The organism is Nocardioides stalactiti (genome assembly GCF_014180715.1).
In the GTDB taxonomy this organism is placed as follows: Bacteria; Actinomycetota; Actinomycetes; order Propionibacteriales; family Nocardioidaceae; genus Nocardioides; species Nocardioides stalactiti.
Map to the genome: position 1 here is coordinate 14,313 of NZ_JACEFC010000056.1, position 12,972 is coordinate 27,284.

The 12,972-nt window shown below is 71.0% G+C and carries 14 protein-coding genes and 1 pseudogene; 7 read left to right on the forward strand and 8 right to left on the reverse strand.

Annotation, left to right across the window (positions count from 1 at the left end; translation table 11 throughout):
• Nucleotides 1–73: 73 nt before the first annotated feature.
• Entirely contained in the window at nucleotides 74–1,219 is a 1,146-nt protein-coding gene (locus H0487_RS12590; RefSeq protein ID WP_183094581.1) for an endonuclease/exonuclease/phosphatase family protein, read from the forward strand.
• 18 nt (nucleotides 1,220–1,237) lie between these two features.
• Here H0487_RS12590 and glf read toward each other — a convergent pair whose 3' ends face one another.
• Entirely contained in the window at nucleotides 1,238–2,422 is a 1,185-nt protein-coding gene (glf, locus tag H0487_RS12595) for a UDP-galactopyranose mutase (RefSeq protein WP_312855928.1), read from the reverse strand.
• A gap of 70 nt (nucleotides 2,423–2,492) precedes the next feature.
• On the opposite strand from glf, the gene H0487_RS12600 reads away from it, so the two are divergent.
• On the forward strand, nucleotides 2,493–3,635 hold the full coding sequence (locus H0487_RS12600) for a phosphatase PAP2 family protein (RefSeq protein ID WP_183094582.1): 1,143 nt from the start codon (nucleotides 2,493–2,495) through the stop codon (nucleotides 3,633–3,635).
• Here H0487_RS12600 and H0487_RS12605 read toward each other — a convergent pair.
• Complete coding sequence (locus H0487_RS12605) at nucleotides 3,532–4,446, reverse strand: glycosyltransferase family 2 protein (RefSeq protein WP_183094583.1); 915 nt, start codon at nucleotides 4,444–4,446, stop codon at nucleotides 3,532–3,534. The two genes, H0487_RS12600 and H0487_RS12605, sit on opposite strands and share 104 nt — an antisense overlap.
• The gene (locus tag H0487_RS12610) at nucleotides 4,443–5,360 is read right to left on the reverse strand and encodes a glycosyltransferase family 2 protein (protein ID WP_183094593.1); all 918 of its coding nucleotides are present in this window, start codon (nucleotides 5,358–5,360) and stop codon (nucleotides 4,443–4,445) included. Before H0487_RS12610 ends, H0487_RS12605 begins: the two co-directional genes overlap by 4 nt.
• 70 nt (nucleotides 5,361–5,430) lie before the next feature.
• On the opposite strand from H0487_RS12610, the gene H0487_RS12615 reads away from it, so the two are divergent.
• Complete coding sequence (locus H0487_RS12615; protein ID WP_220793359.1) at nucleotides 5,431–6,210, forward strand: inositol monophosphatase family protein; 780 nt, start codon at nucleotides 5,431–5,433, stop codon at nucleotides 6,208–6,210.
• A 10-nt stretch (nucleotides 6,211–6,220) separates the two neighbouring features.
• On the opposite strand, the gene H0487_RS12620 is transcribed toward H0487_RS12615, so the two are convergent.
• Nucleotides 6,221–7,660 (reverse strand): LCP family protein, encoded by a 1,440-nt coding sequence (locus tag H0487_RS12620; protein WP_183094584.1) that lies wholly within the window; start codon nucleotides 7,658–7,660, stop codon nucleotides 6,221–6,223.
• 83 nt (nucleotides 7,661–7,743) lie between these two features.
• Nucleotides 7,744–8,694 (reverse strand): threonine ammonia-lyase, encoded by a 951-nt coding sequence (locus tag H0487_RS12625; protein ID WP_183094585.1) that lies wholly within the window; start codon nucleotides 8,692–8,694, stop codon nucleotides 7,744–7,746.
• 64 nt (nucleotides 8,695–8,758) lie between these two features.
• Between H0487_RS12625 and H0487_RS24470 the strand changes: the two are divergent.
• Both H0487_RS24470 and H0487_RS23885 read left to right on the forward strand, forming a co-directional pair.
• A pseudogene (locus tag H0487_RS24470) lies at nucleotides 8,759–9,316 on the forward strand (LysR family transcriptional regulator); the annotation flags it as partial.
• Between the two features lie 46 nt (nucleotides 9,317–9,362).
• Nucleotides 9,363–9,683 carry a LysR substrate-binding domain-containing protein gene (locus H0487_RS23885; RefSeq protein ID WP_312855930.1) on the forward strand — a complete coding sequence of 107 codons (321 nt, stop codon included), beginning with the start codon at nucleotides 9,363–9,365 and terminating at the stop codon, nucleotides 9,681–9,683.
• A 9-nt stretch (nucleotides 9,684–9,692) separates the two neighbouring features.
• Here the strand turns inward: H0487_RS23885 and H0487_RS12635 are convergent, their stop codons facing one another.
• Nucleotides 9,693–10,202: an acyl-CoA thioesterase gene (locus tag H0487_RS12635; RefSeq protein ID WP_312855929.1), complete on the reverse strand. Its 510-nt coding sequence runs from the start codon at nucleotides 10,200–10,202 to the stop codon at nucleotides 9,693–9,695.
• 25 nt (nucleotides 10,203–10,227) lie between these two features.
• On the opposite strand from H0487_RS12635, the gene H0487_RS23890 reads away from it, so the two are divergent.
• Nucleotides 10,228–11,412, forward strand: coding sequence for an LCP family protein (locus H0487_RS23890; protein ID WP_183094587.1), 1,185 nt, complete (start codon nucleotides 10,228–10,230; stop codon nucleotides 11,410–11,412).
• Complete coding sequence (locus H0487_RS12645; RefSeq protein WP_183094588.1) at nucleotides 11,409–12,284, forward strand: crotonase/enoyl-CoA hydratase family protein; 876 nt, start codon at nucleotides 11,409–11,411, stop codon at nucleotides 12,282–12,284. The genes H0487_RS23890 and H0487_RS12645 overlap by 4 nt, the downstream gene beginning before the upstream one ends.
• Before the next feature lie 36 nt (nucleotides 12,285–12,320).
• On the opposite strand, the gene H0487_RS12650 is transcribed toward H0487_RS12645, so the two are convergent.
• The gene (locus tag H0487_RS12650; protein WP_183094589.1) at nucleotides 12,321–12,464 is read right to left on the reverse strand and encodes a DUF1059 domain-containing protein; all 144 of its coding nucleotides are present in this window, start codon (nucleotides 12,462–12,464) and stop codon (nucleotides 12,321–12,323) included.
• Nucleotides 12,465–12,473: 9 nt separating this feature from the next.
• On the reverse strand, nucleotides 12,474–12,972 hold a 499-nt coding region (locus H0487_RS12655; RefSeq protein ID WP_183094590.1), incomplete at its 5' end, for an LPXTG cell wall anchor domain-containing protein.

The following is a 12,972-nucleotide window of genomic DNA, read 5'->3' on the forward strand; positions in this document are numbered from 1 at the left end:
GCGCCGGGGTGCCGCGTCGAGTAACATTGGTCACTCACACCGTTGGAGGTGTCACGGAGGGGAACCGGGAGCAGTGGGCAAGCACGAACTACCGCGCCGCGCGCGATTGCTGCCCGTCCTCGGGATCATCGTCCTCGTCGCCGCGCTCCTGGCCGTCGGCCGGTTCGCGATGGCCAACAACGAGACGACCGCGACCGACGCCACCCGGCCGACCGCGCCCGCCGCCACCAGCGGCGACAAGGCCTCCGACGACGCCACCGACAAGGCGACCGGCGGTGCCAGCGAGGACAAGTCCGAGGTCAAGAAGGACAAGCCCAAGGACAAGGGCAAGGGCGGCGGCGGCAAGGACGGCTCCCCCGGCAAGTCCGGCAAGGAGCGGCGGATCTCGCTGCGCGAGCGGGTCCAGGCCGCGGCCGACGGCCTGTCGGCCGACGACGCGGTGTTCCGGCTCGCCAGCTTCAACGTGCTCGGCCACTCCCACACCAAGCCCGGCGGCAACAAGTGCTGCAAGTGGGCGCAGAGCGGTTCCCGGACGGCGTGGACCCTCCAGCTGATCCGCGGCAACAACATCAGTGTCGCGGGCCTCCAGGAGTTCGAGAAGGAGCAGTACCACCAGTTCATGTCGATGACCGGTGGCAGCTGGGCGGCCTATCCGGGCATGTCGATGGGCAACAACCCGGTCCGCAACTCGATCGCCTGGAACACCAGCATCTTCGAGCTGGTCGAGGCGCACACGATCCCGATCCCGTACTTCCACGGCAACCTGGTCCCGATGCCGTACATCCTGCTCAAGCACCGCGAGACCGGCCGGCTGGCGTGGTTCATCAACATCCACAACCCGGCCAGCGTCCGCGGCAACGCCCAGCACTGGCGGGACGCCGCGACCGCCAAGGAGATCGCGCTGATGAACGACCTCCAGGCGCCGGAGTCCCCCAACCAGCTCGGCATCCCGACGTTCCTCATGGGCGACTTCAACGAGAAGGCCGAGGCGTTCTGCCGGGTGACCGCGGGCGCCAACGCCCAGGCCGCCAACGGCGGCACGAGCTCCCCGTGCCAGCTGCCGTCCAACCACGGCATCGACTGGATCTTCGGCTCGACCCCCGGGGTGACCTTCTCCGGCTACGTCCGGATGGACGGCGGGCTGGTCAACCGGGCGAGCGACCACCCGATGATCTTCAGCGACGTCACCCTGACGGGCGAGGCACCCTACGTCGAGTAGCCGCTCCGCGGCTCGGGCTCAGGCCTCGTCGACGCCACCGCTGGCGAACGGGGCGCCCTCGGCGAAGTGCGGCTTGATCTTGTTGTCGTACATCGACAGCGCGGCGCCGATGGCCATGTGCATGTCGAGGTACTTGTAGGTGCCGAGGCGCCCGCCGAAGAGCACCATCGGCTCCTTCTTGGCCAGGTCGCGGTACTTGAGCAGCTTCTCGCGGTCCTCGGCGGTGTTGATCGGGTAGTACGGCTCGTCGCCCTCCTCGGCGAAGCGGCTGTACTCGCGGACGACGACCGTCTTGCCCTTGGTGTAGGAGTCGTTGCGCTCCGGGTGGAGGTGCTTGAACTCCAGCTCGCGGGTGAAGGGGACGTCGGGGTCGTTGGCGTTGACCACGCCGGTGCCCTGGTAGTCGTCGACGGGGAGGATCTCGGTCTTCAGGTCGACCGTGCGCCAGGACAGTCGGCCCTCGCTGTTGCCGAAGTACTCGTCGACCGGACCGGTGTAGACGATCGGGACCTTGCCCTTGTACTCGTCGGCGACGTCGAAGAAGTCGGTGTCGACGCGGACCTCGATGTTGGGGTGGTCGGCCATCCGCTCGAGCCACGCCGTGTAGCCGTCCTTGGGGAGGCCCTCGTACTTGTCGTTGAAGTAGCGGTTGTCGAAGTTGTAGCGGACCGGGAGGCGCGTGATGATCTCCGCGGCGAGCTCCGTGGGGTCGGTCTGCCACTGCTTGGCGGTGTAGCCCTTGATGAACGCCTCGTAGAGCGGACGCCCGATGAGGCTGATCGCCTTCTCCTCGAGGTTCTTGGCGTCCTTGGTGTCGATCTCGCTCGCCTGCTCGGCGATGAGCGCACGTGCCTCGTCCGGGGTGTGGCTCTTGCCGAAGAAGGTGTTGATGAGCGCCAGGTTCATCGGCAGCGAGTAGACCTGGCCCTCGAACTTGCCGAAGACGCGGTGCTGGTAGTTCGTGAACTCGGTGAACCGGTTGACGTACTCCCACACGCGCTCGTTGGAGGTGTGGAACAGGTGCGTGCCGTACTTGTGCACCTCGATGCCCGTCTCCGGCTCGAACTCGCTGTAGGCGTTGCCACCGAGGTGGTAGCGGCGCTCGAGGACCAGGACCTTGAGGTCGAGCTCGACGGCGCAGCGCTCCGCGATGGTGAGGCCGAAGAATCCGGAACCGACGACGAGCAGATCAGGCGTAGACACGATCGGGCATGTTACCGGCCACAGGCTGGGGGTGCCGCATCCAGCGGCGTCGGCGAATTATCCTGTCACCGTGAACTCCCCGTACGGCGGCGCCCTCCTCCCGGCCGCACGTCAGTTCTGGCTGGCGTGGGCGCTGGGCGGAGTCATGGCCGTGGCGATGGTCGTCCTCGCGGGTGTCGAGGGCCTCCCCATCCGCGATCCCGACGACGACTTCCTCCCCGGCTACGTTCGGATGCCCCTCATCGTCTTCGGCACGATCCTGCTCGACATCCTCCCGCGGATGGTCCACCGCGCCCGGCTCCGGGCGACCTGGTCGCCGCAGGCGCTCGGCGGGCTGTGGCGCGAGGTCGTGGCGGAGCGGTGGCCGGCCTCGCACTGGTGGTTCGCGATCAACGGGCTCATCGCCTGGTACCTCACCTACGCGACCTTCCGGAACATCAAGAGCATGGCACCGTTCGTCAACGGCGCCGACTGGGACGACACCGCAGCGGACATCGACCGCTTCCTCTTCGCCGGCCACGACCCGGCGGCCGTGCTGCACGAGTGGTTCGGCACCGGCCTGATGGCGCACCTGATGTCGGCCGTCTACGTCGTGTGGATCGTGCTCATCCCCACCTCGATCGCGATCGCCCTGGTGTGGACCCGGCACACGAGCGCCGGCTCCTGGTACGTCACGGCAGTGGCCGTCGACTGGTGCCTGGGCGCCCTGCTCTACGTCCTGCTCCCGACGCTCGGTCCGATCTATGCCGAGCCGGGCCAGTTCGCCGACCTCCCCCACACGTTCAACACCACGCTCCAGGAGGACCTCTGGACCGACCGGGTCGCGGTGATGTCCGACCCCGACGGCGCCGGGACCCTCCAGACGATCGCCGCCTTCGCGTCGCTGCACGTCGGGATCATGATGACGATCTGCCTGGTCGTCCGGCTGATCGGCTGGCCGCGGTGGCTCCAGCTCACCGCCTGGACCTTCCTCGGCCTCACCGTCCTCGCGACGGTGTACCTCGGCTGGCACTACGTCGTCGACGTGATCGGCGGCATCGCTCTCGGCACGTTCGCCGTGTGGGTGGCCGGCATCGCGACGGGCAACCGGACCGGCTGGCGGGTCCGGCTCAAGCCCGGGGAAGCGGAGTCGGGGGTGCCTTCATCCCCCGCGCATCCCGAAGCGCTCGTGTCACGTTCCGCGCCTCTGCCCGACCACCGCGCAGCGGACTGAGCAGCACCACCACCAGGGCGATCAGCCACGGCTTGAGCCGGACGGCGGCGTTCGCCCCGTAGCGGAAGTGCACCGCGAACAGGTTGCGGTACATGTAGTAGCCCTTCCAGCTGCTCAGGTCGTGCTGCTGGTCGAAGTCGAGCTGGCGGACGAGCACCGCGTCGCGGACGGCGAGGATCCGGAACCCGGCGCGCCGGGCCCGGATCGCGTAGTCGCAGTCGTCGTAGAAGATGAAGAAGCTGTCGTCGGGAAGGCCGATCTCCTCGACCACCCGGCGCCGGACGAGGAACCCCTCGAACGCGACGTTCTCGAGCTCGACGGTCGGCGGCATCGAGGCCCGGTCGGGGAAGGTGCTGACGACGCTGGCCGTCTTGGGCTTGATCACCCAGGGCCGGTCGAGGTCGAAGCGGGTCGCGGCGTACTCCGCGAGGTCGCCGCGCGGGTCCTCCCGGACGGCCATCAGGCAGTCCTCGTCGTACGACAGCAGGACGCCGAGGCACTCGGGCGCCGGTACGACGTCGTCGTCCATCAACCAGATCCGGTCGAAGCCCTGCTCGAAGGCGGCGCTGACCCCGGCCCGGAAGCCGCCGGCACCTCCGAGGTTGTCCGGGCTGGTCACCACCTGGAGGCCAGGCAGCGTGCTGGCGGCGAGCAGAGCGGCCGTCCCGTCGGTGCTCGCGTTGTCGACGACGATGACAGCCTCGGGTGCCGGGTCGAGCCGGGCCAGGCCGGCCAGCATGCCCTCGAGCAGAGCGACGCGGTTGTAGGTGACGACGACGATCGCCGTCGACTCCCGGGGAGGCGGCGTCATGACAGGTACCTCTCGTGCCCGCTGAAGTCGCCGCGCAGGCCGGCCGCAGCCGCCCGGGCGCTCATGACGATCCGACCCGGCTGCGGCTTGGTGAGGAGGTAGAACCACACCGTCTTGAGCCAGAAGAGCAGCACGTGCACCCAGCCGCGGTAGGCGCGCAGGTTGAGCGTGTTGTTGCGGGCCATGCAGTAGTGCTTGAGGTCGCTCGGTGTGTGGTTGTACGTCGTCCGCCCGAACATCATCGGCGTCCCGAGGTCGCCCACCGACGGGTGGTGCACGACGGCGTCGACGACGGTCGCGATCCGGGCGCCGGCGGCCTCGGCGCGCAGCCGGTACTCGTGGTCGTCGCCCCAGATGAAGAACTCCGCTCGCGGGTAGCCGATCCGCTCCACCAGGTCGCGGGTCACCAGCACCCCGTTGAACGGGATGACGATCCCGTCGAGCCGACCGCCGGTCGCCGCCGCCGAGGCCGCGGCGACGTCGTGGACGACCCGGGTGCCGCCGGGGAGGCGGATCGGGAACACCAGCCGCTGCGGGTCGGCCTCGTCGACGACGAGCGGCCCCCAGAAGTCGAGGTCGGGCTCGGCGAGCAGCCGGTCCAGGCAGCCAGGCGCCGGGATCCCGTCGTCGTCCATCAGCCAGACCAGGTCGGCGCCGTGCTCCTCGATCGCCTCGCGCAGGCCGCGGTGGAACCCGCCGGCTCCGCCGCTGTTGTGGTCGAGGGTGACGTGGCGGACGGCCGTGCTCGCCGCGGAGGTCTCGGACGGGCCGAGGGACCGCAGCCACTCCCCGGTGCCGTCGGTCGAGGCGTTGTCGACGACGAGGATCGAGTCCCGGAGCAGGGGCTCGGCCTCGAGCGCGCCGAGCAGCCGCTGCAGGAGGGGAAGGCGGTTGTAGGTCACCACCACCGCCATGATCCGCACGGCGGCCACCCTACGGGCTGGCGGCCGTCGGGCTGTACGCCGCTCCCGATAGCGTGGAGGCGTGGACACCGATTCCGTGCTCAGGCTCATGCAGGAGGTCGCGGAGCAGGTCATCAACCCCCGCTTCCGGTCGCTGGCCGACCACCAGGTCACCGAGAAGAACCCCGGGGACCTGGTGACGATCGCCGACCATGAGTCCGAGGAGCTCCTCACCGCGGCGCTCACCGCGGCCTTCCCCGACGCCGTCGTGCTCGGCGAGGAGGCCCACGCCCAGGAGCCCGCGCTGCTGGATCGGTTCAACGCGGCCGACCACGGCTTCACCGTCGACCCCGTCGACGGCACCAAGAACTTCGTCAACGGCTCGCCCGACCACGCCGTGATGATCGGCGAGGTCCGCGGCGGTGAGGTCGTCCGCGGCTGGATCTGGCAGCCGCAGCACGAGGCGGCCTACGTCGCCGAACGCGGCGCAGGCGCGTTCCTCAACGGCACCCGGCTCACGATGGCCGGGCCGGGCCTCGGCGAGGGCGCGGGGCCGCCGTACCGCACGGCACGCAGGGCGTGGGTCGGCCGCCAGCTGCCCGCTCTCGGCACGCTGGAGCTGACCTGGGCCTGCTGCGGCGTCGACTACCCGCACCTGATCGCCGGGGACGCTCGGGCGCTGGTCTACAACCACAGCAAGCCCTGGGACCACCTGGCCGGGTCGCTGCTGGTCCAGGAGGCCGGCGGCGTCATCGGCGGCCTCGACGGCTCGCCGTTCGCCGCGCAGGCGCTCGGCGGCGGGCTCGTGAGCGCTCCGGACAGGGCGACGTACGACGCCGTGGTCGCGGCACTCTCGGCGTGACGGGTCGCCGCTAGCAGGCAGCCGCGAGGTCGTCGGCCTGGTTGGCCGCGTAGCCCTCGCTGAGGGAGCCGATCGACCCTCCGGTGACCGACGCGTTCTTCTTGCGCTTCCTCGACGGCCCGTCGCCGTCGCCCTCGGCCCGGTCGATCGCCTCGTCGACCTTGTCGTGGATGAGGTCGATGTCCGGGTTGCCGGTGTTGACCAACGGCGGCACCAGGGAGAGCGTCGACATCTTCTGGCCGCGGGCCTTGAGGGCGAGGTCGATGAAGCGGTCGGCCTCGGACGGCGGCAGGTTGGTCGAGAACATGTCCGAGGACGCCTGGGCCAGGTCACCGAAGTTGGTGAGGACCGACTGCGGGCTGATCTGCTGGAGCATGGCGTTCATGACGCACTTCTGCCGGGCCATCCGTGAGTAGTCGTCGGACCCCTGACGGGCGCGGGCGAACCAGAGCGCCTCGAAGCCGTTGAGCTTCTGCTTCCCCGGCTGGATGTAGCCGGTCACGTCGTCGCCGAGGCCGCCGACGGGGATCGCCTGCCGCACGTTGAGCGTGACCCCGCCGACCGCGTCGACGAGCTGCTTGAAGCCGGCCAGGTTGACCATGGCCCAGTAGTTGATCGGGAGCCCGGTGATGCCCTCGACGGCCATCGCCGTGGCGTCGATGCCGGGGGTGTCGGAGTCGCCGAACAGGTCGGTGTGGTCCTCGGCCCAGGTGCTGACGCCGTTGAGGTAGCAGCCCTCGCAGTCGAAGCCGTCAGGGAACTCCTCGGCCATCACCGAGCCCTCCGCGAACGGGAAGTTCGCCATGTTGCGGGGCAGCCCGATGAGGATCGTCCGTCCGGTCTCGGCGTCGATCGAGGCGACGGTCATCGAGTCGGGACGCAGGCCCCAGCGACCGGCACCGGAGTCGCCGCCGAGGAGCAGCACGTTGTAGCGGCCGTCGTGGGCGTCGGTGACCTCGCCGTCGCCGAAGACGGCGATGACGAAGTCGCGGTGGATGCTGACCAGGTGGGCACCGAAGAGCAGGGTGCCGGCGACACCGAAGCAGAGCAGGCCGTTGAGGCCGACCACCGCGCGCCGGTGCTGGATGCGCAGGCTGAGCGGGCGACCGATCCGCCAGGCGTCGACGAACAGGGCAGCCCAGCCGACGGCGCCGGCGATGAGCGCGAGCCACAGCAGGAGCAGCAGGTCGATGTTGGTCGCGAGCCGGAACCCGACCCGGCGGTCGAGCAGCATCGCGAGGAGCAGCACCGCGCCCACGACGAGGGTCCCGACCCAGATCCGCAGGGCGATGAGGCCGACCCGCCGGTTACCGGCGACCAGCTGGGCCGAGCCCGGCGCGACGAGGGTCATCGCCATCAGCGCGAGCGCGCGCCGGAACCGCACCCGGGCAGCCCGTTCGGCGACGCTCGCCGAGCGGGCGTGGCCGGGGAGGGCCGTGAGGTCGACCATGCGGGCGTCTCTCCTGCTGGGGAAGGGAGCAGTGACCCGCCAAGTATCACCAGTCACACGGGTCACACCCGCGCGACACGCGGTCAGGCGGCGCCGAGCCGTGCGATCTCGTCGGCCGAAGCGTTGCCGCCCGTGCACATCACCGCGACCCGGCGGGGCCGGTCGGCAGCCGCGAGGAGACCGGCGAGCGAGGCGGCGCCGGCGCCCTCGGCGACGGTCTGCGCGTAGGACGCGAGCAGCCCGGCGGCCCGGTCGAGGTCGTCGTCGGAGACGAGCACGAAGTCGTCGAGGCCGGCGCGGAGGTGGGGAAGCGTCGAGGCGTAGCCGTTGGAGGTCGCCAGGCCGGACGCGCGGGTCGTCGCCGGCGCGCTCTCGACCACCCCGGAGCGCCACGACCGCCAGACCGCGGGGGCCGCGGAGGACTGGACCCCCACGACCCGGCACCCCGGCGCCAGGGCGTCGCGCACCAGGCATGCACCGACAGCGCCGGTGCCGCTGCCGACGGGGACGTAGACCGCGTCGAGGGCTGCTGCCTCCCGGAACAGCTCGAGGGCACCGGTCGCGTGACCGAGGATGATCCGCGGGTCGGTGGTGTCGACGTACGACGGCGCGCCCCGGCCGACGGCGATGCTGCGGGCGTGCGCGGCGGCCTCGCCGAGCGTGGCGCCGTGGATGACCACGTCGGCCCCGAGCGCCACCACGGCGTCGCGCTTGACCTGCGGCGAGCACCGCGGCATCACGATCGTGGCGTGCGTGCCGGCGAGTCGGGCGGCGAAGGCGACCGACTGAGCGTGGTTGCCGGTCGAGCAGGTGACCAGCCCGCGCGCCTCCTCGGCCGCGGTCAGCCGCGCCGCGAGGTGGACGCCGCCGCGCACCTTGAACGAGCCCGTGGGGAGCAGGTGCTCGTGCTTGACGAGGACCTCCGCGCCGACCGCGCGGTCGAGGAGCGGGTGGCGCACGAGCGGGGTCGCGGCGAGCTCACGGGCCACGATCGCGCCGGCGGACTCGATGGCGGACAAGGTCAGCTGGGGCACCTCCCCACTGTCGCTCCTCGACGACATATCGGTCCAATAGATCTTTTGACGCATAATCATCGACATGATCGATGTAAAGCGGCTCGAGGCCCTGGTGGCCCTCCACCGCACCGGCACCGTGTCGGCCGCTGCCGCGTCCCTGCACTACGGCCAGCCCACGATCTCCCACCACCTGCGCCGACTGGAGGTGGAGACGGGCAGCGTCCTCCTCCAGCGCGTCGGACGCGGGGTCCGGCTGACGCCCGACGGCGAGCGCCTCGCCCGGCGCGGGGAGGAGGTCCTGGCCCTGCTGGCCCGCGCCGAGGCCGAGCTCGCCGCGTCGACGAGCCTCCAGTCCGGCCAGGTCCGGCTGGCGGCCTTCCCGTCGGCGGCGGCGACCCTGGTGCCCGCTGCGGTCAGCCTCCTCGGCGCCCGCCACCCGGGCATCACCCTGGACCTGGTCGAGGCGGAGCCGCCCGAGGCGTTCGCGCTGCTGCGCAACGGCGGGGCCGACGTCGCGCTGACGTTCGGTTATCCCGGCCAGGCCGAGCCCGACGGCGTCACCGCCGTCACCGTCGCCGAGGACCCGCTCTTCCTGGTCGCGGCCCGTGGGCTCGACCTCGGCGACGGCCCGCTCGACCTGGGCCGACTGGCCGGGACCCGGTGGGTCACCGGGTGCGAGCGCTGCCGTGGCGAGCTGCTGGCGCTCTGCGACCAGGCCGGCTTCACCCCCGAGATCGCNGCTCTGCGACCAGGCCGGCTTCACCCCCGAGATCGCCTTCGCCAGCGACGACTACGTCGCCGTCCAATCCCTCGTCGCCAGTGGACTCGGCGTCACCGTGCTGCCGGGCCTCGCACTGCGCGCCCACCGCCACCCCGACGTCGTACGACGGCTGGTGCCCGGCGCCGCGCGCCGGATCCAGGTGACGACCTACGGCGCGCCCCCGCTGCCGGCGACGGTCGCGGCCGTCGCCGCGGTGCTGACCGAGGTGGCGACGGACGGGGCCTAGTGCAGGTCCTCAGTGGCCGGAGCGGCCGGCCTCGATCTCGGCGCGCTTCGCGAGCCGGTGGGCACGCCGGATGTCGGCCTCGCGCATCCGGCGTTCGTCGGCCGGGGTCTCGGGGGTGAGGGGCGGGACCTGACGGGCCGCACCGGCACCGTCGATCGCGACGAAGACGAAGTAGGCCGACCCGACGTGGAGCCCGTCGGTCGTGGCGTCGTCCCAGGGCTGGGTCTCGATCCGCACGCCGATCTCCATCGAGGAGCGGCCCGCCCAGTTGATCTGGGCGAAGACGCGCACGATGTCGCCGACCCGCACCGGCTCGAGGAACGCCATCTCGTCGAGGGCCGCCGTCACCGCCGGGCCGCCGCTGTGGCGTTGGGCGACGACCCCGGCCGCGGAGTCGGCCAGCTTCACGATCTCGCCGCCGTGGATGTTGCCCAGCAGGTTGGCCTGCGAGCGTGCGGTCACCTGGGCCAGCTCGATGCGGGAGTAGCGGGGGGTGCGGGCCTCGAACACGTTCTCCACGGACCAGACGGTAGCGTCGTTCCTCATGGCAGAGGGCCCCAGCGGCACGCCGGGTGGTTCCGGCGGCAATTCCGACCGCGACTTCGACTGGATGTACGGCGACCGAGCCGGCGGACCGACGCCGGAGCGGCCCGAGCCGACCCGGCGGATCCCGACCCAGCCACGACACCAGCCGGCGCCCTATCAAGCGCCCTACCAAGCGCCCTACCCACCTCCGTACCAGCCGCCGGCGGCTCCTCCTCCGGGGCGCTCCGGCCGGTCGATCTGGTCGCGCCCCAAGACCTGGGTCGTCCTGGTCCTGGTGATGGTGCTGCTCTGGGTGGTCTACCTGGTCGCCGTCCCGCTGTGGACCTGGTCACGGGTCGACAAGATCGCGTTCGAGCCCGACGGTGACCGGCCCGACGACCAGCCCGGCACCACCTACCTGATGGTCGGCAACGACTCCCGCGCCAACCTCAGCGAGGAGGAGCGCAAGAAGTTCAACACGGGCAACCCCTCCAGCAGCCTCGCCGACACGATCCTCATGCTGCACACCGGCTCGGGTGGCCCCGACGTGCTGCTGTCGTTCCCGCGGGACTGGATCGTCGACGGCCGCAAGATCAACGGCTACTGGGACCCGGGCGACCCCACCGCGCTGGTGAAGGCACTGGAGGAGCAGACCGGGATCCGGATCGACGAGTACGTCGAGATCGGCCTCGGCGGGGTCGCCGGCGTCGTCGACGCCGTCGGCGGGATCGAGATCTGCCCCAAGGAGAAGATCAAGGACCCCAAGGCCGGCCTCAACATCAAGAAGAAGGGCTGTCAGGAGGCGGACGGCGAGGTCGCGCTCGCCTACGCCCGGACCCGCGCCACGACACTGGGCGACCTGGACCGGGTCGGCCGCCAGCGCGAGGTGGTGGCCGCGATCGGCACGAAGGTCCTCTCGCCCTGGTCGGTGGTCAACCCGATCCGCTACTGGCGGCTCAACCAGGCCGTCCCGGCCTTCTTCGCGTTCGGCGAGGGCACCGGCCCGATCGCGATCGCGAAGTGGGCACTGGCCATCGGCAAGGTCGGCAGCGACGGGTTGACGTGCACGATGCCGGTCACCGACGGCTCGGCGAACACCCTCGACGAGGAGCGCGGGCGCCCCCTCTTCGACGCGATCATCGAGGATCGCACCGACGACATCACCAAGAAGCAGTGCACCAAGGCAGGAGTGGCAGGCAGTTGAGCACCTACGAGACCCTCGAGTGGACCGTCGACGAGGACGGTGTCGCCCTCCTCACGCTGCACCGGCCGGACGCGCTCAACGCGTTCGACCTGACGATGGCCCGCGAGCTGGAGCAGGTGTTCCTCACCGACGCTCGTGACGACGCCGTCCGTGCGGTCGTGGTGACCGGCTCGGGCCGGGCGTTCTGCGCCGGCATGGACCTCTCCGCCGACGGCAACGTCTTCGGCCTCGACGAGACCCTCTCCCCCACCCCGGAGGAGTTCCGGGCGGCCTACGACCAGGCGCCGTACGACACCGGGATCCGGGACACGGGCGGCAAGGTGACGCTCGCGATCCACGCGCTCCCCAAGCCGGTCATCGCCGCGATCAACGGACCGGCGGTCGGCATCGGCGCCACGATGACGCTCGCGATGGACATCCGACTGGCGTCGTCGAAGGCGCGGATCGGCTTCGTGTTCGGCCGCCTCGGGATCGTCCCGGAGGCGTGCTCGACCTGGTTCCTGCCGCGCATCGTCGGCATCCAGCAGGCGCTGGAGTGGGTCTACTCCGCCGACATCCTCACCGCGGAGCAGGCGCTCGCCGGCCGACTGGTCCGCAGCCTGCACGAGCCCGACGACCTGCTGCCGACGGCGCTCGACCTGGCGCGCTCGTTCGTCAAGGACCGGTCCCCGGTCGCGCTGGCGCTGGCCAAGCAGATGCTCTACCGCAACGGCGCGGCGGACCACCCGCTCGAGGCGCACCTGTCGGACTCGCTGGCGATGTACTGGACGTCCGTCGCGGACGGCAAGGAGGGCGTCGCCGCGTTCCTGGGCAAGCGCTCGCCCGAGTTCACGGGCCGGTCGTCGGACCTGCCGGCGATCTACCCGGCCTGAACGACCTGCCTGACCGGGGCGGTGTGAGGGAGTCCCTCACATCGCCATGAAGAGGATCTCTTCGCGCGAGTACTCGCGACCCGGGTGCTCGGCTGCGAGGTGCTCCTGCACCTTCTGGACCAGGTCGTCGTCGTCCTCACCACGGATCGTGGTGGCACAGGGACAGCGCAGCGACGGCATCGGCAGATCTCAGGCCGGGACGGCGGCCGAACGGCGGCGGGAGTAGACGACCGCACCGGCGCCTCCTCCGACCAGGCCGACGCCGAGGAGCAGCCACAGCATGGCCGGGCCACCGGTGTCGGGAAGCAGTCCGTCGGGGCCGTTGTCGTTGTCGTCCGGCCCGTTGTTGTCGGTGGCGTTGTCGACGGCGAAGAGCGCGTTGACCCGGCACCGCAGGAAGCTGTCGTCGCTCGGACGGAAGCGAGTGGTGACCTCGTACTTCTCGTCGTCCGGGAGCGCCGGGCCGACGATCCTCTTCACGCCGCCGCTGTAGGCGACGGTCTTGGAGAAGAGCGACTTGCCACCGGGGACAGCGAGGATCTCCACGTCGATCTCACCGGTCGGCGGCGTCGGCGTGTTGGACGCGACGGACACCCGGATGACCACGCGGTCTCCCGGCTCGACGACCGACGGCACCTCGACCGAGCACTCGGTCTCGGCGGACGGCGAGTAGGGATCGGGCGCAGCC

Bases quoted from the DNA above. Each gene is read 5' to 3' on its own strand.
- H0487_RS12610 (WP_183094593.1), bottom strand. From the start codon at position 5,360: ATGGCGGTGGTGGTGACCTACAACCGCCTTCCCCTCCTGCAGCGGCTG.
- H0487_RS12605 (WP_183094583.1), bottom strand. From the start codon at position 4,446: ATGACGCCGCCTCCCCGGGAGTCGACGGCGATCGTCGTCGTCACCTAC.
- H0487_RS12620 (WP_183094584.1), bottom strand. From the start codon at position 7,660: ATGGTCGACCTCACGGCCCTCCCCGGCCACGCCCGCTCGGCGAGCGTC.
- H0487_RS12650 (WP_183094589.1), bottom strand. From the start codon at position 12,464: ATGCCGTCGCTGCGCTGTCCCTGTGCCACCACGATCCGTGGTGAGGAC.
- H0487_RS23890 (WP_183094587.1), top strand. From the start codon at position 10,228: ATGGCAGAGGGCCCCAGCGGCACGCCGGGTGGTTCCGGCGGCAATTCC.